The sequence below is a fragment of the Mesorhizobium sp. Arg314 genome (assembly GCF_053714275.1).
The window spans coordinates 14,833-34,376 of the sequence record NZ_JBSKBP010000005.1; the positions used below are offsets into that span (position 1 = coordinate 14,833).

General features: G+C 63.5%; 17 protein-coding genes. 9 read left to right on the forward strand and 8 right to left on the reverse strand.

The features are described 5' to 3' along the window. Positions 1 to 63: 63 nt before the first annotated feature. Both ACWGS9_RS07070 and ACWGS9_RS07075 read left to right on the forward strand, forming a co-directional pair. Positions 64 to 855: a glycoside hydrolase family 25 protein gene (locus ACWGS9_RS07070; RefSeq protein ID WP_454504558.1), complete on the forward strand. Its 792-nt coding sequence runs from the start codon at positions 64 to 66 to the stop codon at positions 853 to 855. Positions 856 to 1,039: 184 nt separating this feature from the next. Beyond that, positions 1,040 to 2,218: a lytic murein transglycosylase gene (locus ACWGS9_RS07075; protein ID WP_454504559.1), complete on the forward strand. Its 1,179-nt coding sequence runs from the start codon at positions 1,040 to 1,042 to the stop codon at positions 2,216 to 2,218. 166 nt (positions 2,219 to 2,384) lie between these two features. Here ACWGS9_RS07075 and ACWGS9_RS07080 read toward each other — a convergent pair whose 3' ends face one another. Then, the gene (locus ACWGS9_RS07080) at positions 2,385 to 3,605 is read right to left on the reverse strand and encodes an alanine racemase (RefSeq protein WP_454504560.1); all 1,221 of its coding nucleotides are present in this window, start codon (positions 3,603 to 3,605) and stop codon (positions 2,385 to 2,387) included. A 214-nt stretch (positions 3,606 to 3,819) separates the two neighbouring features. Here ACWGS9_RS07080 and ACWGS9_RS07085 point away from each other — a divergent pair, with 214 nt between their 5' ends. Then, complete coding sequence (locus ACWGS9_RS07085; RefSeq protein ID WP_454504561.1) at positions 3,820 to 4,740, forward strand: DMT family transporter; 921 nt, start codon at positions 3,820 to 3,822, stop codon at positions 4,738 to 4,740. A gap of 360 nt (positions 4,741 to 5,100) precedes the next feature. Here ACWGS9_RS07085 and metF read toward each other — a convergent pair whose 3' ends face one another. Both metF and ACWGS9_RS07095 read right to left on the reverse strand, forming a co-directional pair. Then, complete coding sequence (gene metF, locus ACWGS9_RS07090; RefSeq protein WP_454504562.1) at positions 5,101 to 6,021, reverse strand: methylenetetrahydrofolate reductase [NAD(P)H]; 921 nt, start codon at positions 6,019 to 6,021, stop codon at positions 5,101 to 5,103. Then, positions 6,021 to 7,028 (reverse strand): ArsR/SmtB family transcription factor, encoded by a 1,008-nt coding sequence (locus ACWGS9_RS07095; RefSeq protein WP_454504563.1) that lies wholly within the window; start codon positions 7,026 to 7,028, stop codon positions 6,021 to 6,023. Before ACWGS9_RS07095 ends, metF begins: the two co-directional genes overlap by 1 nt. 140 nt (positions 7,029 to 7,168) lie before the next feature. Between ACWGS9_RS07095 and tsaA the strand changes: the two genes are divergently transcribed. Together tsaA and ACWGS9_RS07105 are read left to right on the forward strand one after the other, a co-directional pair. Then, positions 7,169 to 7,675 carry a tRNA (N6-threonylcarbamoyladenosine(37)-N6)-methyltransferase TrmO gene (gene tsaA, locus ACWGS9_RS07100; RefSeq protein ID WP_454504564.1) on the forward strand — a complete coding sequence of 169 codons (507 nt, stop codon included), beginning with the start codon at positions 7,169 to 7,171 and terminating at the stop codon, positions 7,673 to 7,675. After that, on the forward strand, positions 7,672 to 7,986 hold the full coding sequence (locus ACWGS9_RS07105; protein WP_454504565.1) for a DUF2293 domain-containing protein: 315 nt from the start codon (positions 7,672 to 7,674) through the stop codon (positions 7,984 to 7,986). Before tsaA ends, ACWGS9_RS07105 begins: the two co-directional genes overlap by 4 nt. A gap of 182 nt (positions 7,987 to 8,168) precedes the next feature. Here ACWGS9_RS07105 and ACWGS9_RS07110 read toward each other — a convergent pair whose 3' ends face one another. Beyond that, entirely contained in the window at positions 8,169 to 8,795 is a 627-nt protein-coding gene (locus ACWGS9_RS07110; protein ID WP_454504566.1) for an MOSC domain-containing protein, read from the reverse strand. A 285-nt stretch (positions 8,796 to 9,080) separates the two neighbouring features. Between ACWGS9_RS07110 and ACWGS9_RS07115 the strand changes: the two genes are divergently transcribed. Continuing rightward, positions 9,081 to 9,647: a methyltransferase family protein gene (locus ACWGS9_RS07115; protein WP_454504567.1), complete on the forward strand. Its 567-nt coding sequence runs from the start codon at positions 9,081 to 9,083 to the stop codon at positions 9,645 to 9,647. Between the two features lie 281 nt (positions 9,648 to 9,928). On the opposite strand, the gene ACWGS9_RS07120 is transcribed toward ACWGS9_RS07115, so the two are convergent. The 4 genes from ACWGS9_RS07120 to ACWGS9_RS07135 all read right to left on the reverse strand — a co-directional run bounded on the left by ACWGS9_RS07120 (position 9,929) and on the right by ACWGS9_RS07135 (position 15,349). Next, a complete protein-coding gene (locus tag ACWGS9_RS07120; RefSeq protein ID WP_454504568.1) occupies positions 9,929 to 11,050 on the reverse strand; it encodes a beta-ketoacyl-ACP synthase III in 1,122 nt (373 codons plus the stop codon). Between the two features lie 633 nt (positions 11,051 to 11,683). Beyond that, positions 11,684 to 12,451, reverse strand: coding sequence for a trans-aconitate 2-methyltransferase (gene tam, locus ACWGS9_RS07125; RefSeq protein ID WP_454504569.1), 768 nt, complete (start codon positions 12,449 to 12,451; stop codon positions 11,684 to 11,686). Between the two features lie 41 nt (positions 12,452 to 12,492). After that, positions 12,493 to 14,142 (reverse strand): energy-dependent translational throttle protein EttA, encoded by a 1,650-nt coding sequence (gene ettA, locus ACWGS9_RS07130; protein ID WP_454504570.1) that lies wholly within the window; start codon positions 14,140 to 14,142, stop codon positions 12,493 to 12,495. Positions 14,143 to 14,338: 196 nt separating this feature from the next. Further along, on the reverse strand, positions 14,339 to 15,349 hold the full coding sequence (locus ACWGS9_RS07135; protein WP_454504571.1) for a ribonuclease T2 family protein: 1,011 nt from the start codon (positions 15,347 to 15,349) through the stop codon (positions 14,339 to 14,341). Between the two features lie 242 nt (positions 15,350 to 15,591). On the opposite strand from ACWGS9_RS07135, the gene ACWGS9_RS07140 reads away from it, so the two are divergent. The 3 genes from ACWGS9_RS07140 (at position 15,592) to ACWGS9_RS07150 (ending at position 19,427) form a co-directional block, all read left to right on the forward strand. Then, on the forward strand, positions 15,592 to 16,524 hold the full coding sequence (locus tag ACWGS9_RS07140; protein ID WP_454504572.1) for an alpha/beta fold hydrolase: 933 nt from the start codon (positions 15,592 to 15,594) through the stop codon (positions 16,522 to 16,524). Positions 16,525 to 16,605: 81 nt separating this feature from the next. Beyond that, a complete protein-coding gene (locus ACWGS9_RS07145; protein ID WP_454504573.1) occupies positions 16,606 to 17,781 on the forward strand; it encodes a CaiB/BaiF CoA transferase family protein in 1,176 nt (391 codons plus the stop codon). Beyond that, positions 17,778 to 19,427: a thiamine pyrophosphate-binding protein gene (locus ACWGS9_RS07150; protein ID WP_454504574.1), complete on the forward strand. Its 1,650-nt coding sequence runs from the start codon at positions 17,778 to 17,780 to the stop codon at positions 19,425 to 19,427. The genes ACWGS9_RS07145 and ACWGS9_RS07150 overlap by 4 nt, the downstream gene beginning before the upstream one ends. Positions 19,428 to 19,544: the final 117 nt, after the last annotated feature.

The following is a 19,544-nucleotide window of genomic DNA, read 5'->3' on the forward strand; positions in this document are numbered from 1 at the left end:
CAAGCCATGGCCATCTGGAAGGAGACCCATCAGCGGCCGGCTGGATCCGGCCCGGGGAACGCCATGCGCCGTCTTGCGGCCATCCTGATGTTGACGCTGCTGGGCGCCTGCTCGACGGTGGACGATATTTCACCCCTGTCGCCGTCCACGCAGGCCGTTGCCGTGCGCGCACCCAAGTTCGAGGACTCCAAGCCGCATGAATGGGACAGCGGCGCACCATGGACCTACGCCATCCATGGCACGGACGTTTCCAAATACCAGACCTCGGTCGACTGGCCGGCGGCCAGGGCAAGCGGCATCTCCTTCGCCTTCATCAAGGCGACGGAAGGCGGCGACCGCTTCGACGACTATTTCAACGAGCATTGGGCGCGCACCAGGGCTGCCGGAATTCCGCGCGCGGCCTATCATTTCTTCTATTTCTGCACGCCGGCGGAAGCCCAGGCGCGCTGGTTCATCGCCAATGTCCCCAGGGACCCGTCGGCAATGCCGCCGGTGCTCGACATGGAATGGAACCCGAAGTCGCCGACCTGCAGGCTGCGCCCCGATCCGGCCACCGTGCGCAGCGAAATGACCGTCTTCCTCCAAATGGTCGAGCGCCATTACGGCAAGAAGCCGATCATCTACACCTCGATCGACTTCTTCGACGACAACCAGCTGGCGACGTTCCGCGGCTATCCCTACTGGCTGCGCTCGGTTGCCGGCCATCCGCGCGAGAAATACGGCAGCCACCCGTTCACCTTCTGGCAGTACACCGGCACCGGCATCGTGCCCGGCATGACCGGCAAATCCGACATCAATGTTTTCAACGGTTCGGAAGCCGCCTGGCGGAAGTGGTTGCGGCAGAACACCCGTTGACATCGGCCTCCGCGCCTGCTTTTCGACACGGCGGGCGGCGAAACATGCAACCGCTGGTAATCTGGAGCAGCGCACTCGTGCGAGTGCCGAACGCAGCTCCTGAACTTTGAAATCCTCGCATGCGCCTGTCCGATTCCGGTCCGGGGTCACGACGGGGTCATGCGCCGGTCTCGAAAGGGAAGCTATGCGATTGCGCGTTGAAATCCTGGCGGCGCTGCTTTTCGGAGCCTTCGCCTTGCCAGCCGCGGCACAGGAATGCGGCGGCGATTTCGAAGCCTGGAAACAGGGTGTCGCAGCCGAAGCCAAGGCGGCCGGCGTCGGCGCTGTCGGCCTCGACGCGTTGGAAGACGCGACCATCGACGAGAAGGTGCTGGCGCGCGACCGCGCCCAGGGCGTGTTCACCCAAACCTTCACCGAATTCTCGAACCGCATGATCTCGGGCTACCGCCTGAAGCAGGGTGCGGCCAATCTGAAGAAATATGCCAACGTCTTCGACCGTGCCGACAAGGAATTCGGTGTCCAGCCGGCCATCATCGCCGCTTTCTGGGGGCTGGAAACCGACTTCGGCGCCGTGCAGGGCGACTTTCATACTCTGAATGCGCTGGTGACGCTTTCGCATGATTGCCGCCGCCCTCAGCTCTTCCGGCAGCAATTGGTGCCGCTTCTGACCCTGATCGACCGCGGTGTGCTGCCGGCCGACGTCAAGGGCGCCTGGGCCGGCGAGATCGGCCAGACGCAGATCCTGCCGACCGATTATCTGGCGCGCGGCGTCGACGGCGACGGCGACGGCAAGGTCGATCTGAGGAACAGCGTGCCGGACGTCATCATGACCACGGCCGGCAAGATCATGTCGCGCGGCTGGAAGCGCGACCAGCCCTGGGTCCAGGAAGTGCGCGTCCCCGACGAGATGCCATGGGACCAGACCGGCCGCACCAACAAATTGCCGTTGTCGCAATGGGCGCAGTGGGGTGTTACCGAACCCACCGGCAACCCGCTCGTCGACAATGGGTTGAAAGCCGGCCTGGCGCTGCCGATGGGCCGCAAGGGCCCCGCCTTCCTGACCTACGACAATTTTGATGTCTATCTGGAATGGAACCAGTCCTTCACCTATGCGCTGACCGCGGCCGTGCTTGCCACGCGCCTTGCCGGCGCGCCGCAATTCGACCCGCGCACGCCCGAGCAGGGCCTCGGCGGCGACCAGATGAAGGCGCTGCAGACCAAGCTCGAAGCCAGGGGCTACGACGTCGGCTCCGTCGACGGCATTCTTGGCACCAACACGCGCGAAGCGATCCGCAAGGAGCAGATGCGGCTTGGCCTTCCCGTGGATGGCTGGCCGACGCCTGAGCTGTTGGCAAAATTATAGGGTCTTTCCCTTCTCCCCTTGTGGGAGAAGGTGGATCGGCGCGTAGCGCCGAGACGGATGAGGGGTGCTCCAGCGGAGTGAGACGTTGGTATTCCCTGGAGCACCCCTCATCCGACCGAGCTTCGCTCGGCCACCTTCTCCCACAACAAGGGGAGAAGGGAAAGACTCAATCCGCCATCGTCTCCAAACTCGCAAACCCTTGCGGGGCGTCGCCTTCGTCGAAGGGCGTCGTCACCTCGACGAAAGTGTCGGGATAAAAGCCGTTGAAGCGCGTCCTCAGCGACAGCGAGTAGGCGCCAATATGGCCGATCTCGATCCAGTCGCCGGTGTCGACCGTTTCCGGCAGCCAGAACGGCCGCGACAGGATGTCGACGGAATCGCAGGTCGCGCCGCAGACCTTGAACGGCATTATGTTTTTCTCGGTACCATTGCGTGTGCGGATCGCGGGATCGGGGATGAAGCGCGCCGGCAGCGTGATCTTGCCGGTCCATGAATCCGAGAGTGACGCCCAGATGCCATCATTGATGTAGAGCCGCTTGCCCTTGCGCAGCAGCACGCGCACAATCAACGACAGGCAGCGCGCCACGATCACGCGCCCGGGTTCGGCCACCAGCGGCATCTGGTCGAACTGATATTCCTTCAGGTCGCCGGCGAGCCGCGACATCAGCTGGCCGAGCGACGGCATCTCAATATGCTTGCGGTTGGGGTCGTGGCCGTATTCGGCGGGGAAGCCGCCGCCGACATCGAGGCCGGCAATATCGAAAGTCAAACGGTTGCGCACCCAGTCGGCCGAGGCCAGCGCCCGCTCATAGGTGTCGGGGTCCTCGATCTGGCTGCCGACATGGAAGCAGAGGCCAACCTTGTAGCCGGTGCGGTTCAGCCGCTCGGCAAGCTCGACGGAATTGGCGGGCCCGGCACCGAATTTCTTCGACAGTTCGTAAGCCGCATGGCCCTTGGTCTGGATGCGCACGAAGACGGTGATGGCGCCCGGGTCGATATCGAGCGCCCGCACAACGCGCGTCAGCTTGGTGATCTCGTCCTCATGGTCGAGCGAGATCACCCGGATACCGTATTTCTCCAGCGCCAGCTTGATGTCCGACTGCGCCTTGACCGGGTGCATGTAAAGCATTTCGGCGTCGGGCGAGACGGCGCGCACGGCCGCGAACTCGCCGGGCGAGGCCACGTCGAAGGTGCCGACGCCCGCTTCCGCCAGTGTCTTCAAAACGATCTGCTCGCCGTTGGTCTTGACCGCGTAAGCGGTCTTGCCGGGAAACATGCCCATGAACTGCAGCGCATCGGCCTTCAGCACCTGCGGGCGGAAACAGTAGACCGGATCGTCCGGGCGTAGCGCCAGTGCCGCCTCACGGGCATTTTCGAATCGCTGCATGGACGAATCCTCGATCTGGAGCGCGCACAATTAATCCTAGCTAGCCGCCAAAGAAAACAGTTCTGTGTCCGGCATTCCCAGACGGCCCGCTGCACGTTTCTTGGGAACGCCAAACCACCAGTCAGGTTTCGGGTGGCCCTTGCCGTCGAACCCGATATCGGTTGTCGAGCTGTTTGACGGGCTGAGGTTGCGAGCAGCCTGGGAGGATGACGATATGACCATTGCGGCTGGCGCCGCGCCGACGCGTGGACCGATGACGCTCAAGGATTGGGCGCAGCTTCTCTTGCTCGGCGCGATCTGGGGCGGTTCGTTCTTCTTTGCCCGCGTCGCCGTTTCCGAAATCCATCCGCTGGCGCTGGTGCTGTTCCGCGTCGCCATCGCCGCGGCAGCGCTTCAGCTTTATCTGGCTGTTCGCGGCCCTTCGTTTCGCCTCGCCCTTCCGCATGCCGGTCTTTTCTTCCTGCTGGCGCTGGCCAACAATGTCATCCCCTTCTCGCTGATCTTCGCCGGCCAGACACAGCTCGGCGCGGGCGTCGCCTCGGTGCTCAACGCGACGACGCCGTTCTGGACGCTGATCCTGGCCAATGCGCTCACCACCGACGAAAAGCTGTCCTGGAACAAGCTGGCCGGCATCGCGCTCGGCGTCGCCGGAACGGCGGTGATGATCGGCCCGGGCCTGCTTGCCGGGCTGGGCGGACCGGCCTGGGCCAAGTTCGCGCTGATCGGCGCCTCGCTGTCCTACGCGGTCGCCCTGATGGTCGCCCGGCACTTCAAGGGGCTGCCGTCGCAGGTCATCGCCACCGGGCAACTGACCGCCTCGACCATCATCATGATACCCATCGTGCTCATTGCCTACGGCCCGGCGGGCCTTTTTTCGGCCTCGCCGCCGGTCTGGGCCGCGGTGCTGGGGCTGGCGCTGCTGTCCACCGCCTTCGCCTATATCCTCTATTTCAACCTCGTTGCCTCGGCCGGCGCCACCAATGCCTCGCTGGTCACATTGATCGTGCCGGTCAGCGCGGTGCTGCTCGGCTTCCTCTTCCTCGGCGAGCGGCTGGCACTGTTCGAGATCGGCGGCATGACGCTGATCGGACTCGGCCTGGTCACCATCGACGGGCGGTTGTTTGGCCGTTGGTAGCGGTGTCATGCCACGGCTCCGCCACAATTTATTCACAACTCTTGAAGCGGCTTTTGCCGAAGAGTTTCAACGGCTAACGGTAAATCGGAAGTCGCAAATCCCACAATCATGTCGCATTGCAGCACGTTTTCCGCTTGCCTGTGACCCAAATGACTCTAGATTCCGGCCGTAGCTCTGAAGAGGAGGCTATGACATGGGACTGACGAGGCCAATCAACGCATTGATGATTTGTGCTGCGTTTGCATTCATCTGCGCCCTTATCATAGGCGTTCTTCCCTGACCCGCCAAAGCCGGGAAGACCAGCACCAGGAATAGTCCAAACAGTTCGACAAGGCCGGGTTCTACCCGGCCTTTTCCGTTTCAGGCCGCGGCCGACCCGGCCGCCGCCTCCGCCTCATGCGAGCGGATGCCGATCATGTGGCAAACGGCAAAGACGAGGTCGGCGCGGTTCATCGTGTAGAAGTGGAAGTCGCCAACGCCGCGCTCGACAAGGTCGAGCACCTGCTCCGCCGCCACGGCCGAGGCCACCAGCGCATGCGTCTGCGGATCGTTTTCGAGCCCCTCGAAGCGTTCGGTCAGCCAGGCCGGCACCAGCGCCCCGCAACGTGACGAGAAATTTGCGACCTGCGTGAAATTATGCACCGGCAGGATGCCGGGCACGATCGGAATATAGATGCCGGCGCGGCGCGCCCGCTCGACATAGCGCTCGTAAAGATCGTTGTCGAAGAAGAACTGGGTGATCGCCCGCGTCGCGCCATTGTCGACCTTGCGCTTCAGCATGTCGATGTCAGTGGCGAAATCCGGGCTTTCCGGATGCTTTTCCGGATAGGCCGAAACCGAGATATCGAAATCGCCGGCGCTCTTCAGCGCCCCGACCAGCTCGGCGCCATTGGCGTAGCCGTCGGGATGCGGACGGTAGCTGGTGCCCACACCGGCCGCTGGATCGCCGCGCAGCGCGACGAAGCGCTTGACGCCCATGTCGGCGAATTCGCGGATGACCGTGTCGACCTGATCGCGGGCGGCATCGACGCAGGTCATGTGCGCCGCCGGTGTCAGCGACGTCTCGTTGAGGATGCGTCCGACGGTGCGCGCCGTGCGCTCGCGGGTCGAGCCGCCGGCGCCATAGGTCACCGAGACGAATTTCGGCTTGAGCGGCTCCAGGCGGGTGACGGTGTCCCAGAGCCTTGCTTCCATCTCGTCGGTCTTCGGCGGGAAGAATTCGAACGAGACCCTGACCTTGTCGCCAATGTCGGGGCGGCGGGAAAAGCGGAACTGGTTCATCAGGCTGTTTCCCTTACTGGCAGAGAATCGTTGGACGGATCGGCGATCAGCAGGCGGCGGTCACGGCCGAGCCAGAGCTTGACGGTGAGCCTTGCCTCGTTGCCGCCGCGCGGCTCGAATTCCTGGCTATCCTCGAGGTCGAGCCCGGCCTCCGCGAACCATTCCGAAATCTGGCGGTCGGAAAAACCCAGCCGCATATGCGCATGCTGATCGCGCAGGAATTCAAGCGTGTGCGGCGCGAAGTCGACGACGATCAGCCTGCCCGACGGGCGCAGCAGCCGCGCCGCTTCGGCGATGGCGCGGGCCGGATCGTCGAGATAGTGCAGCACCTGGTGGATGGTCACGAGATCGAAGGCGTTGCGCTCGACCGGCGGCGAGAAGATGTCGCCCTGGCGCACCTGCGCGTTGGCTATGCCAGCCTTGTCGAGATTGGCGCGCGCAACCGTCAGCATCTCGCGCGACATGTCGATGCCGACGCCGCGCCGGTAGAGCGGCGCGAAGATTTCGAGCAGCCTCCCGGTGCCGGTGCCGAGGTCGAGCATCGACTGGAACGGTCGCTTGCCGACGAGCTTCAGCAGTGCCGCTTCCACCGCGCGATCCGGCACATGCAGCGAGCGGATGTGATCCCAGCTCGCGGCATTCTCGGAGAAATATTCGGCCGCCCGGTCCTGTCGTTTGCGCTTGACCGATGCCAACCTTTCCAGATCGCGCACCACCTGCGGATCGGCCTCGCTTATGCCCGCGACCAGACGCTGCACGAAGTCGCGCGAATTATCCGTATCCGTCAGCCTGAAGAAGGCCCAGGATCCTTCCTGGTAGCGGCCGATCAGCCCGGCATCGAGCAGCAGCTTCAGATGGCGCGAGACGCGCGGCTGCGACTGGCCGAGGATTTCGGTGAGGTCGGAGACGGTCAGATCGCCGCGCGACAGCAGCACCAGGATGCGCAACCGGCTGGATTCGGCCGCCGCCTTCAATGTATCTACCATTGTGTCGAGCGAGATGTGCATGCGTGGGTTCTCGTTGAAAGATATAAAGATATGTTTATGTCGGATTTGAAACCCTGGCAAGCGCTATGTCGCTTCCGGACAAGAAAATGGCGCAGTCGTGATCCGCGCCGGGCAGACGGTTCTTCCACAGGGTGAATGGGATGTTTGAGACGCGCGAAGGTGAAAGGCTGCTTGAGGCCGATCCGGCGAAACTGCGGCCGGACGGCCATATCGTCTTTATCGGTCGCATTGTGTCGCCCTGGAAGCGTCGCGAAGATTGCCCCAAGAACATGCGCGCCGCCCGGGAATCCGGGCGCGCTGCAACCGTTCTGATCGACGAGGTCTATCGCCCGGGACTGCAAAACCTGGAACGCGCCAGCCATATCGTCATCCTGTCCTGGCTCCATCACGCGCCGCGGAATCTGATTGTCCAGAAACCGCGCCATGCGGCTGAACCGAAAGGCGTTTTTTCGCTGCGCTCCCCCGCCCGGCCGAACCCTGTCGGCCTGCATGTGGCCAAACTCGTCGCCATCGACATCGAGGCCGGCCGGATCGAGATCGACGCCGTCGATGCGCTCGACGACACGCCGGTCATCGACATCAAGCCTTACTACGCTTCGGTCGACGCCTTCCCCGAAGCGACTATTGCCGGGCGCGACGAAAAATGAGCGCCCCCACCGGCCGCCGGCGCGCGCTTGCCAAGGCGCTGACAGCGCTCTTGCCGCTCGCTCCTTACGCCGACATGGAAAAGATCCGCGCCGACGCCGGTTCTGTACATATGAAGAGCCTGCCGCCAACGATCGCGGTGTGGCTGGCCACCATCGCCCATGTCCGCCACGTCCATACCGATTACGAAAAGCTGCTCGCCGAAGGCTATGACCGGGACTCGGCGCGTTTCTTCGTCATCGGGCGGACCAACGAGGTGCTCACCCGCTGGCGGGCGACACGGCTGCTTGAGGAAGATGGCGAGGACGAGTGAGGTCGGCACAATCACCGAACGTCTGATGGTGCTCTATCGGCAAGTACAATGATCCGGCCCGGTCGAGCGTGGTGCGCTGTCCGTGACCGCCCGCCAAACAACTCCGGCGGCGCCTCTGGAAAAAAGCCGAAAGCTCAGTCCGAGACGCCAGCCATGCCGCCTCGTGCGGCATGGCCCTCCCCTCAGCGATAAATCCATTGTTCCGGCACGCGCACGGAAATCTCTTCGCCCGCTCTTATGACGCCTGGCTTCTCGACCCAGGCGACAAGGCCGCGCAGCCGTTTCGCCTCCTTTGGGAAGAGCAGCGCGGTGGCGTTGTGATCCCCGGCGCCGACATGCTCGGCGATCGACTGTCCGGCAACGCGGCACGGCTTGTTCTGACCGTCGACCTTGAGCGTCACGCCACCCTTGAAGAACATCAGCGAGCCGGCCGGCAGCATCGAAAGATGCGGCACGCCTTCGATCAGCAGATTGGCGCCAATCCATTCCGGCTTGATCTCCTTGAGGACCATGCGTTCGGCGACGATGGCAAGCTCATCCGCGGCGACAAGCGACAATTGCCTCTCGTCGCGCATCTCGGTGCCGCGCGGATACCACGGCTCTCGCCCGCCGGAACGCCGTGTCGTTCCGCCATGGAAGTCGCCGGCGATGCCGTCGAAGCCAAGATGCAGTTCCTCGACCGCCCTCGTCTCGAAATGATCGAACGGAGCAGCGTAGAGTGCCGCTGCCCTTGCCGTCAGCTTGCGGCCCGGCACGATATCGACCGCCGGTTCCGCTAGGGGAAAAAGCTCAAGGTTCGTTTCCTGCATGCCGCTGGTCTAAAGGCCGTGGAGAATGCGGTCCAGTCGAAAGCGCTGATGATCCGATCATGCCATTTGATGGCGATCACGATCTTCTTACCGCAAATCCCTTTCGCCGGCCGGCGCAAGCCGCAATGCGGCCGCGCCGGCGGCCTAATGCAGCTCGCGCAAAAGTGTGCAGCGGTTTTGCGGCAACGACATGCATAAAAACGAAGATCTAAAGCGCGTCGCTCGAATCCGTTTTCGGCGCGACGCGCTTTAGACGGTCGCGCGCGCAATCGGTAAGGTTCGGACATGCAGGTTGGACACGCAATCGCAGCACTCTGGCTGTTCTGGGTGGTATCGTGGATCCTCGCCGCGTCCTGGGCCGATCCCGCGCAAAAGCGCGCGGATTTCAGGGCGGAGGCCCGCTATCGGGTTCTCTGGCTGGCTGGCACCGTCCTGCTGTTCGTGCCGGCGCACCGCTATGTCGGCCGGCTGCGGCTCTGGATGCCCACGCTCACCGTCGCCTGGATCTGCGTCGCCCTGATCGCGATCGGCATCGCCTTCGCCTGGTGGGCCCGCCTGCATCTCGGCCGGCTATGGTCTGCCACAGTGACCGCCAAGGCTGATCATCGCGTGATAGATACCGGCCCCTACGGGCTGGTCCGCCACCCGATCTACACCGGCCTGCTGCTGTCGATCCTCGCCACCATGGTTGCCAAGGGCACTGTATGGGGCATCGCGGGCGCCGCCCTGCTGCTCGTCGGCGTCGTCGTCAAGGCGAGGTTGGAAGAGAGCTTCCTGCGCGGCGAGCTTGGCCCTGCCTATGACGACTACGCCAGGCGCGTGCCGATGCTGGTGCCCTTCGCTCCGGCTTAAAGGATGTGTTGAAATTCAGGTCAGGCCTAATGCATGTCAGCCACAAGTGTGCAGCGGTTCTGGGACAACGACATGCATCAAAACAAAGACTTAAAGCGCGTCGCCTGAACCCGGTTCAGCGACGCGCTTTAGTCGAAAACATCGGGTTTCGAGAACCGGCCTACGCCGGCCGTAGCCTTAATTAACTGCTACGCCACGAATGAATGGCTTCGGCCGGCGAAGGCCGGAAGCACAGGAACCCGCTGTTTGCAGGCCGGGCTCACCTGAATGTCAGCACATCCTCACAGCATCCTGAGCAGCGCGCCGCCTATCGAATAACCAGCGCCGAAAGCGCAGATCAGGCCGAAATCGCCGGCCTTCATGTCGGCATGGTTCTCCGACAGAGCCACGATGGCGCCGGCGCCAGCCGTGTTGCCGAGCCGCTCCAGCACCATCGGCGCGCGGTCATGGTCGACATCGTGGCCGAAGGAAAGCTTCAGGATCATCGCATTCATGCGCGCATTGGCCTGGTGCAGCCAGAAACGCCGGATCCCCTGCGGCGTCAGCCCATGCTCGGCCAGGAACTCGACGATGAATTTCTGACCGGCGACGGTGACTTCCTTGAACACCTTGTTGCCGACCTGCTTGATGAGATTGCCTTCCAGGTTGATCATGTAGGGATCGTCCTGGGCGGTGCGGGTGTGGTAGCCGAGATTGGTGCGGATGTTGTTCGACATCTGCGTCCATGTGCGCGTGTCGAGCACCTCGAAACGCCCCGGCCGCTTCTCGCCTTGCGCCAGCCCCTCGACGACCATGGCGACCGAAGCGTCGCCGAAGATGAAATGCGTCTGCCGGTCGCGGAAATTGAGATGGCAGGTGATGATTTCGGGCGTCGACACCAGGATGCGCTTGTGCGCCCCTGCCCTGACCAGATTGACGGCGACATGCAGCGCGGCAGCGGCGGAAGAGCAGCCGAGCCCCATGTCGAAGCCGGCGCCCTTGGTGCCGAGCGCCTCTTGCATCTCGATGGCGATCGCCGGATAGGGCCGCTGATGATGCGAGGCCGAGCAGATCACCAAATCGATGTCCGACCCGTCGACCCCGGCATGGTCGAGCGCTTTCCTGGCCGAGGCGATGCCGAACTCCGCCTCCAATGACAGCGCGTCGTCCGGCCGCGCCGGAATGCGCGGCGTCATGCGGGTCGGGTCGAGGATACCTTCGCGCTCGATGACATGGCGGCTCTTGACGCCCGAGGCATGCACGATGAAGTCGCTGTCCGATTTCTGCAGCAGCGTCTCGCCGGTCTTAGCGCGGCGCACGTTCTCGGCGTCGACCCAGCTGTTGAAGCTTGCGACCAGCTCTTCATTGGTGATGACGGGTTCAGGGATTTCGGCGCCGATGCCGCTGACGATAACGCGATGCATGTCCAATCCGTACCGGGCTCGGGAGCGAGCCCGGCGCTACCCATGTCGCATTTGGGCGGTTTATGCCAGCTTAAACTCCACCCTTGCGGCTCACCAGGCACACAGCTTTGTGTTGGTCTGCGGGTTGTTCCAGCAGGCGCCGTCGTCGCGCCTGCATCGCACCAGACCCAGGCGCCGGCCAATGCGACTTCAGGTTCCGTAGTTTAGCTGACGCCAATTTATGCTATAAACGAGTGTGAGGGATTCCCATGAAGCATTCGCAGAGGGGCTTTGCTTCGTTGATATGGCTTGTGCTGATCGTGGATGCCGACGCTCACGATTGGTACACGGGTAAGACTGATCCCGTTCTGCGCTGGAAATGTTGTGGCTATCGAGACTGCCATCCGCTCAATGCCGACGAAGTAAGGCCAGCCGAGGGAGGCGGCTTTTTCGTCAGGCAGCCCGAACCTTACTCCCGCAATGACCCGCCTACAGGAGAGTGGTTTATTCCGAAAGACCGCGTTCAAGCGTCAGAGGACAACGGCTACCATATCTGCGAAACTTTGGTGCCGACCAGGCGTGTCGGCAGACTCACGATGCGGTGGATGTGCTTCTTTGCGCCGATGAGCACGAGTTCTATCGAAAGCTGGGAGCCTAAGCCCGCTTGGCCACGATGAAGATACGCGGGAAGCGCAGCAGCACCTTGCCGTTGGCGGTCTTCGGATAGGCCTTGGCGATCTTTGCCGTGTAGATGTCGAGGAATACCTTCTTCTCATCCGCATCGAGCGGATCGAGGAACGGCTTCAGGCCCGTCGCCTTGACCCATTCGACGATCGCCTCGGCATCGGCCAGCGGATGATTGTAGACGGTGTGCCAGATGTCGAGCCGATCGGCGAGCGGCGACAAAAGATCGTAGTAGAAGGACACCGGCGGCAGCGGCTCGCGCGCGGCGCCCTCGAGCTTGCCTGCAAACGGCACTTCCGCCGCCGTCTCGCGCATCAGCTGGTGCGAGGCTTCGCCGAGATTGTCCGGCATCTGGACCGCCAAGGCGCCCCCCGGCGCCAGAAGTCCCATCAGCCGCTGGAACACCGCCGGGTGTTCCGGCAGCCACTGGAAGACGGCGTTGGCGAAGATGACGTCGACCGGATGCCCGGGCTGCCATTTGGCGGCGTCCGCCAGCTCGAAATTGACATTGGGCAGCCGCGCTCTCGCCTTCTCGATCATGTCGGGCGAGGTGTCGAAACCGCGGACCTCGGCATCCGGCCAGCGCTCGACCAGCAGCTCGGTCGAATTGCCCGGCCCGCAGCCTATGTCGACGACGCGGCGCGGGAAATCGACCGGCACCTGCGCCACGAGATCACGCGCGGGCCGCGTGCGCTCATCCTCGAACTTCAGATATTGGGCGGCGGACCAGTCAGCCATTCCGGAACCTCGCTGTTGTTCCCCGCCCCTTTGGACTGATGTTACCGCGTCAGGCGCTTGTGCGTCATGCGGTGCGGGGCCGCCGCTTCGGCGCCGAGGCGGCGCAGCTTGTCCTTCTCATATTCCTCGAAATTGCCTTCGAACCATTCGACATGCGCGTCGCCCTCGAAGGCGAGCATGTGGGTCGCCATGCGGTCGAGGAACATGCGGTCGTGGCTGATGATGACGGCGCAGCCGGCATAGGCTTCGAGCGCATCTTCGAGCGCGCTCAGCGTTTCGGTGTCGAGGTCGTTGGTCGGTTCGTCGAGCAAAAGCACATTGCCGCCGCCCTTCAGCATCTTGGCCAGATGCACGCGGTTGCGCTGGCCGCCCGAAAGGTTGCCGACCTTCTGCTGCTGGTCGCCGCCACGGAAGTTGAACGACGAGCAATAGGCGCGGCTGTTGACCTCGTGCTTGCCGAGCTTGATGATTTCGGCGCCGCCGGAGATTTCCTCCCACACCGTCTTGCTGGCATCGAGCGCGTCGCGGCTCTGGTCGACATAGCCGAGCTTGACCGTCTCGCCGATACGCACCGAGCCCGCATCCGGCTTCTCCTGGCCGGTGAACGTCTTGAACAGCGTCGTCTTGCCGGCGCCGTTCGGGCCGATGACGCCGACGATGCCGCCCGGCGGCAGCTTGAACGACAGGTTCTCGATCAGAAGCTCGTCGCCAAAACCCTTGTTGAGGCCTTCGACCTCGATGACGACATTGCCGAGGCGCTCGCTCGACGGGATGACGATCTGCGTGTCGGTCGGCTTGCGGTTCTGCGACTGCTCGACCAGTTCCTCATAGGCCTTGATGCGCGCCTTCGACTTGGTCTGGCGCGCCTTCGGCGAGGACTGGATCCACTCGCGTTCGCGCCAGATCGCCTTCTGGCGCGAGTCGTCCTCGCGGCCTTCCTGGATCAGGCGCTTGGCCTTGGCATCGAGATATTTGGTGTAGTTGCCCTCGTAAGGAATGCCGCGGCCGCGATCGAGCTCGAGGATCCAGCCGGTGACATTGTCGAGGAAGTAGCGGTCGTGGGTGATGATCAGCACCGAGCCCGGGTAGTCGCGCAAATGCTTTTCCAGCCATTGCGTGGTCTCGGCGTCGAGATGGTTGGTCGGCTCGTCGAGCAGCAGAAGGTCGGGCTGCTCCAAGAGCAGCCGGCACAGCGCCACGCGCCGACGCTCGCCGCCCGACAGATTGGTCACCTCGGAATCAGGCGGCGGGCACTGCAGCGCGTCCATCGCCATCTCGACCTGCTGCTCGAGGTCCCACAGGTTCAGCCGATCCATCTCGTCCTGGAGCTTGGCCGACTCGTCTGCCGTCTCGTCGGAATAGTTCATCATCAGCTCGTTGTAGCGCTCGATGATGGCGGTCTTCCTCGCGACGCCGTCCATGACGTTTTCACGCACGGTCTTCGTGTTGTCGAGTTGCGGCTCCTGCGCCAGGTAGCCGACGGTCGCGCCCTCGGCCAGCCACGCCTCGCCCTGGAACTCCTTGTCGAGCCCGGCCATGATGCGCAGGATCGTCGACTTACCCGAACCGTTGGGGCCTAGGATGCCGATCTTGGCGTCCGGATAAAAGGATAGGTGAACGTTGTCGAGCACCTTCTTGGTGCCGTAGGCCTTCGACAGGCCGGACATGTGATAGATGAACTGGCGAGCCACGCGCGCTTTCCCTGGAATTGAAGTGTCAAGGTGGATGGGGGTTGCGCGCTATGTAGGCGATGCAGCGCCGAACAGCAATCGCTTTCGGCGCAACGACGGCCAATCCGTGCGCATCCGCCGGTTTGCGCCCCAAAAGTCCGTACACAGCTTTTCGTCGCAGCCTAACCAAAGGACGGCTCGACCAACAACTGCCGCCTTACTGAAAACCGATCGCGTCGACCGTGCCCTTCGGGCAACCGGCCTTGCCGGTCGGCGCCGACGCCATCAAGAGATCGGCGAGCTTGCTGTCAGGGCCGATCGGGCCTGACAGGCCGAGCGTGATCTCGCCGATCAGGCGCCGGCCGCTCGACGGGTCGACCAGGCAGGAGACGCGCACGCGGTCGCCGGCGCCGGCGCCGAAAGCCGTGTTGAAGGCGCCGCGGATCTCATCCGAGGTCAGTTGCTTGCCGATGTTCTTGTTGAAGAGGTCGCGCACCGCGGAGGCGTTCACCGCCCGCATCAGGTTGAGCGCGTCGGAGAAATATTCCTGCTGGCTCTTGCCGTAGCAGGTGCCGTGCTTGATCCATTCGTGCCGCTCGAGCTTGGAGGCGGTGCCCGGCATCACCTGGTCGAGCTCGGCGCGCGTATTGGCATCGAGGTCGACTGGCGGCAGGTCTCCCCAATGCGCCGGGTTGTCATTGGCCTTGTCGCCCGCCGACACCTGGCAATAGAAATTGCCGTTCGGCTGCGGCCACAGCCCATGCAGCGTGAAGTGCGAGGCGTCGAACTCGCTGGGGCTCTGCGCCTTGCATTCGGGCTTGCTTGCCTTGGTCTCGCAGAAAGCCGGCTGCCAGCTCAGCGCAAAGACATATTCCGGTTTTCCGGAGGCTGACTGCGACGGTTTGGTCTGTCCCGAAGGCGCAGGCGTGGTCGCAGCACTGCCGCCGGCGACATGACCGCAGCTGATCTTCACCCAGCGGCGCTCGGGATCGGCGCCCGGCACCTGGATCAGATAATGGGTGGGCTCGTCCTTGTTGCCGGCAAGAAGCTGGTAGCTCTGCCCGGCTGCGGTCGAGATGTTGCCGGGATTCTTGCCGTTCTTGATGGCTTGCGTCGCGGGACAGGCGCTGTCGGCAACGAAAGTGCCGCTCATCTTCACGTCGGCATGCGCCGCGCCGGCGCCGGCCAGAGCCAGCACCATCGAACCCCACAATGCCCAAACCCGCATCCCGCTCTCCCGGCGATCATTGAACCGTATTGGATTCGTCACACTAGAACAGCCGACGTGTCAGAATTGCGATCTTTTTCGCCATGCGAAAAAACAATCCCCAGCTGAGCGCTTCCATCCGCGCATTCGCAAGCTGCCCTGAGCGCCCCTGCGACGCGCTGCCAGCGCGGCGATATCGACAGCGTGCTCATCCACTTGACGCGAGCAAAAACCTCGCCCAACAGTCGCCGAGGGAGCGAGACATGCCATTCGACACGCAGACCAGACTGGCCTCATCAACCGGGGCCGACCTCAACCTCTATGTGAAAGAAGCGGCGGGAAATCCGCGCGCCGTGGTCCAGATCAATCACGGCCTGGCCGAGCATGCGGCGCGCTACGCCCGTTTTGCCGATTTTCTGAGCGGGCGCGGGTTCCACGTCTATGCACATGACCATCGCGGCCATGGCGAGACGAAGGCAGCCGACGCGCCGCTCGGCAAATTCGCGGATAGTAACGGCATCGCCAAGGTGATCGCCGATGTCGGCTCCGTTCACGACCTGATCGCGACCGAACATCCGGGACTGCGGGTGATCGTGTTTGGACATTCGCTTGGCGCGTCGATCGCACTGAACTTCGTGCTTCGCCACTCGCAACGCATTCATGCCGCCGCGATCTGGAACGGCAATTTCTCAGCTGGCCTGCTCGGCCAGCTGGCGCTGGGTATTCTCGGCTGGGAGCGGATGCGGCTGGGCTCCGACGTGCCGTCGCGGCTTCTACCCAAACTCACCTTCCAGGCCTGGGGCAAGGCGGTGCCCAACCACCGGACATTGTTCGATTGGCTGTCGCGCGATCCGGTCGAGGTCGACAAATATGTCGCCGACCCGCTCTGCGGCTGGGATGCCTCGGTCTCGATGTGGCGCGATGTGGTCAACATGGCGCTTCACGGCGGCAAGGATTCCAGCTTTGCCGGCGTGCGGCGCGACCTCTGCGTCAACCTCGTTGGCGGCGAGAAGGACCCGGCGTCGGACTATGGCAAGGCGGTTCATCAGCTGGCAAAGCGCATGCGGGCAATGGGCTTTTCGAATCTGGTTTCAAAGGTTTACGCCGAGACCCGCCATGAAAGCCTGAACGAGATCAACCGCGACACCGTCATGAACGAGTTCGCCGCCTGGACCGATAGCGTGCTGAAACCCTGATCAGGCGTGGCCCAGCGTATGGGTCGTGACATGGCGGGTGCGGGTTGCTAGAGGCTGCGTTTCGTTAGAACACGGTGATCCATGACTGAGCCTCCGCTGAAAGGCATCCGCGTCATCGAACTTGCCCGCATCCTCGCCGGCCCCTGGGCGGGGCAGCTGCTGGCGGATCTCGGCGCCGATGTCATCAAGGTCGAGAGCCCCGATGGCGGCGACGACACCCGCAAATGGGGTCCGCCCTTCGTCATGAGCCATGACGGCGAGAACCTCTCGGCGGCCTACTACCATTCCTGCAATCGCGGCAAGCGCTCGATCGCCATCGACTTCTCAAGGCCGGAAGGCGCCGAGACGCTCCGCAAGCTGGTCGCCACCGCGGACGTGCTGATCGAGAACTTCAAGCTCGGCGGCCTGAAGAAATATGGGCTCGACTATGAGAGCCTGAAGGCGATCAATCCGCGCCTCATCTATTGCTCGATCACCGGCTTCGGCCAGGACGGTCCCTACGCGCCGCGCGCGGGTTACGATTTCATCATCCAGGCCATGGCCGGCATGATGTCGATCACCGGTGAGCCTGGCCGCGAGCCGCAGAAAGCCGGCGTCGCCATCTCGGATCTCTTCACCGGCCTCTATTCGGTGATCGCCATCCAGGCGGCACTTCGCCATGCCGAAAAGACCGGCGAAGGCCAGCACATCGATATGGCGCTTTACGACAGCCAGATCTCCGCGCTCGGCAACCAGAACCTCAACTATCTGGTCTCCGGCAAGTCGCCGGTGCAGATGGGCATTGCGCATATGAACATCGCGCCTTACGAGGTCTTGCCTGTCAGGGATGGCCACATCATCCTTGCGGTCGGCAATGACGGCCAGTTCGGCAAGTTCTGCGCTGCCGTCGGTCTCGACGACTTGCCGTCAAACCCCGACTTTGCCACCAATCCGGCGCGCGTCACCAACCGCGCGAGGCTGCGCGAACGGATTGTCGAGACGCTGGCGGCGCTCGACCGCGATCCGTTGCTGGCGCAGCTGGAAGCCGCAGGCGTGCCGGCAAGCCCGATCAACACGATCGGCCAGATGTTCGACGACCCGCAGACGATCGCGCGCGGCATGCGCCTCGACCTCGACGACGGCCATGGCAATCGCCTGCCTTCCGTGCGCGCGCCGATGGTGATGTCGGGCACGCCGCTCGTCTATGAGCGCCCCTCGCCACGTCTTGGCGAGCACACCGACGAAATCCTTGCCGAACTGGAGAGAGCAGCAAAATGAAGACCGGTGGACAACTGATCGTCGAGGCGCTCGAAGCGAACGGCACCGACCGCATCTTCTGCGTGCCGGGCGAATCCTATCTCGCGGTGCTCGACGCGCTGCATGATTCAGCGATCCGCACCATCGTCTGCCGCCAGGAAGGCGGTGCCGCGATGATGGCCGACTGCCAGGGACGGCTGACCGGCAAGCCCGGCATCTGCTTCGTCACGCGGGGCCCCGGCGCCACCAACGCCTCGGCCGGCGTTCATATCGCCATGCAGGATTCGGTGCCGATGATCCTGTTCATCGGCCAGGTCGCCAGCCACGCCAGGGAGCGCGAGGCTTTTCAGGAGGTCGACTACAAGCGCTTCTTTGGCGACATCGCCAAATGGGTGGTCGAGATCGACGATGCGGCGCGCATTCCGGAATTCGTCACCCGCGCCTTCGCGGTGGCGACATCCGGTCGGCCAGGCCCCGTAGTCATCTCGCTGCCGGAAGATATGCTGACCAGCGAGGTCGAGGCTCCGCAAGCGCTGCCGCACACGCCGGTCGAGACGTATCCCGGCGAAGCCGAGCTCGACGCGCTGGAGATGCTGCTTACCGGCGCGAAGCGACCGTTCGTCATCCTCGGCGGCACACGCTGGGATGAAGCGGCGGTGGCGCGGATGCGCTCGATCGCCGAAACATGGTCGCTGCCCGTCGGCTGCTCCTTCCGCCGTCAGATGCTGTTCGATCATCTGCATCCGAATTATGCCGGCGATGTCGGGATCGGCATCAACCCGAAGCTGGCGGCGGCGATCAAGCAGGCCGACGTCGTGCTGCTGATCGGTGGGCGCTTGGGCGAGATGCCGTCTTCCGACTACACGCTGCTGAAAAGCCCCTACCCCGACCAGGCGCTGGTGCATGTCCATGCCGATGCCGGCGAGCTTGGCCGCGTCTACCGGCCGACGCTGGCGATCAACGCCTCTCCCGCCGCCTTCGTCGAGGCTTTCGCCAGGCGCAAGCCCGCGGCCAAGCCTTCATGGGCGGCTGAGACGGAAAAGGCGCATGCCGCCTACCTCGAATGGTCCACGCCGCCGCAGACCGGTCCGGGCGCTGTCCAGATGGGCCCGATCTTGGACTATCTGGGAAAGGTTCTGCCGCAAGACGCGATCCTCACCAACGGCGCCGGCAATTACGCCACCTGGGTGCATCGCTTCTATCGCTCCCGCCGCTTCGGCACGCAAGCGGCGCCCACCTCCGGCTCGATGGGTTACGGCACGCCCGCGGCGGTTGCCGCCAAGGCGCTGTTCCCCGACCGCGAGGTCATCGCCTTTGCCGGCGATGGCTGCTTCCTGATGAACGGCCAGGAGTTCGCGACGGCTATCCAGTATGACCTGCCGATCGTCGTGATCGTCGTCAACAACGGCATCTATGGCACCATCCGAATGCATCAGGAGCGGGAATATCCGAGCCGTGTCGTCGCTACCGACCTCAAGAACCCGGATTTCGCCGCGCTTGCCCGCGCCTATGGCGGCCACGGCGAGACAGTGGAGAAGACCGCCGACTTCGCGCCGGCCTTCGAACGCGCGCGCGCCAGCGGCAAGCCGGCGATCGTCGAGATCAAGCTCGATCCCGAGGCGATCACGCCAACCCGCACGCTCACCCAGATTCGTGACAGGTCGTGACTCGGCAAGCAACGAGGCGCTTCCAGCCTCGTTCCTGCTTAGAGCAATTCCAGGAAAAGTGTGAGCGGTTTTCCGTCCGGAATTGCGTCAAAACAAAGAGATAGAGCGGTTCGCCGT

Excerpts from the sequence above, each read along its gene's own strand:
- ACWGS9_RS07070 (WP_454504558.1), top strand. The coding sequence starts at position 64 with ATGCGCCGTCTTGCGGCCATCCTGATGTTGACGCTGCTGGGCGCCTGC.
- ACWGS9_RS07075 (WP_454504559.1), top strand. The coding sequence starts at position 1,040 with ATGCGATTGCGCGTTGAAATCCTGGCGGCGCTGCTTTTCGGAGCCTTC.
- ACWGS9_RS07080 (WP_454504560.1), bottom strand. The coding sequence starts at position 3,605 with ATGCAGCGATTCGAAAATGCCCGTGAGGCGGCACTGGCGCTACGCCCG.
- ACWGS9_RS07085 (WP_454504561.1), top strand. The coding sequence starts at position 3,820 with ATGACCATTGCGGCTGGCGCCGCGCCGACGCGTGGACCGATGACGCTC.
- metF (WP_454504562.1), bottom strand. The coding sequence starts at position 6,021 with ATGAACCAGTTCCGCTTTTCCCGCCGCCCCGACATTGGCGACAAGGTC.
- ACWGS9_RS07095 (WP_454504563.1), bottom strand. The coding sequence starts at position 7,028 with ATGCACATCTCGCTCGACACAATGGTAGATACATTGAAGGCGGCGGCC.
- tsaA (WP_454504564.1), top strand. The coding sequence starts at position 7,169 with ATGTTTGAGACGCGCGAAGGTGAAAGGCTGCTTGAGGCCGATCCGGCG.
- ACWGS9_RS07105 (WP_454504565.1), top strand. The coding sequence starts at position 7,672 with ATGAGCGCCCCCACCGGCCGCCGGCGCGCGCTTGCCAAGGCGCTGACA.
- ACWGS9_RS07110 (WP_454504566.1), bottom strand. The coding sequence starts at position 8,795 with ATGCAGGAAACGAACCTTGAGCTTTTTCCCCTAGCGGAACCGGCGGTC.
- ACWGS9_RS07115 (WP_454504567.1), top strand. The coding sequence starts at position 9,081 with ATGCAGGTTGGACACGCAATCGCAGCACTCTGGCTGTTCTGGGTGGTA.
- ACWGS9_RS07120 (WP_454504568.1), bottom strand. The coding sequence starts at position 11,050 with ATGCATCGCGTTATCGTCAGCGGCATCGGCGCCGAAATCCCTGAACCC.
- tam (WP_454504569.1), bottom strand. The coding sequence starts at position 12,451 with ATGGCTGACTGGTCCGCCGCCCAATATCTGAAGTTCGAGGATGAGCGC.
- ACWGS9_RS07135 (WP_454504571.1), bottom strand. The coding sequence starts at position 15,349 with ATGCGGGTTTGGGCATTGTGGGGTTCGATGGTGCTGGCTCTGGCCGGC.
- ACWGS9_RS07140 (WP_454504572.1), top strand. The coding sequence starts at position 15,592 with ATGCCATTCGACACGCAGACCAGACTGGCCTCATCAACCGGGGCCGAC.
- ACWGS9_RS07145 (WP_454504573.1), top strand. The coding sequence starts at position 16,606 with ATGACTGAGCCTCCGCTGAAAGGCATCCGCGTCATCGAACTTGCCCGC.
- ACWGS9_RS07150 (WP_454504574.1), top strand. The coding sequence starts at position 17,778 with ATGAAGACCGGTGGACAACTGATCGTCGAGGCGCTCGAAGCGAACGGC.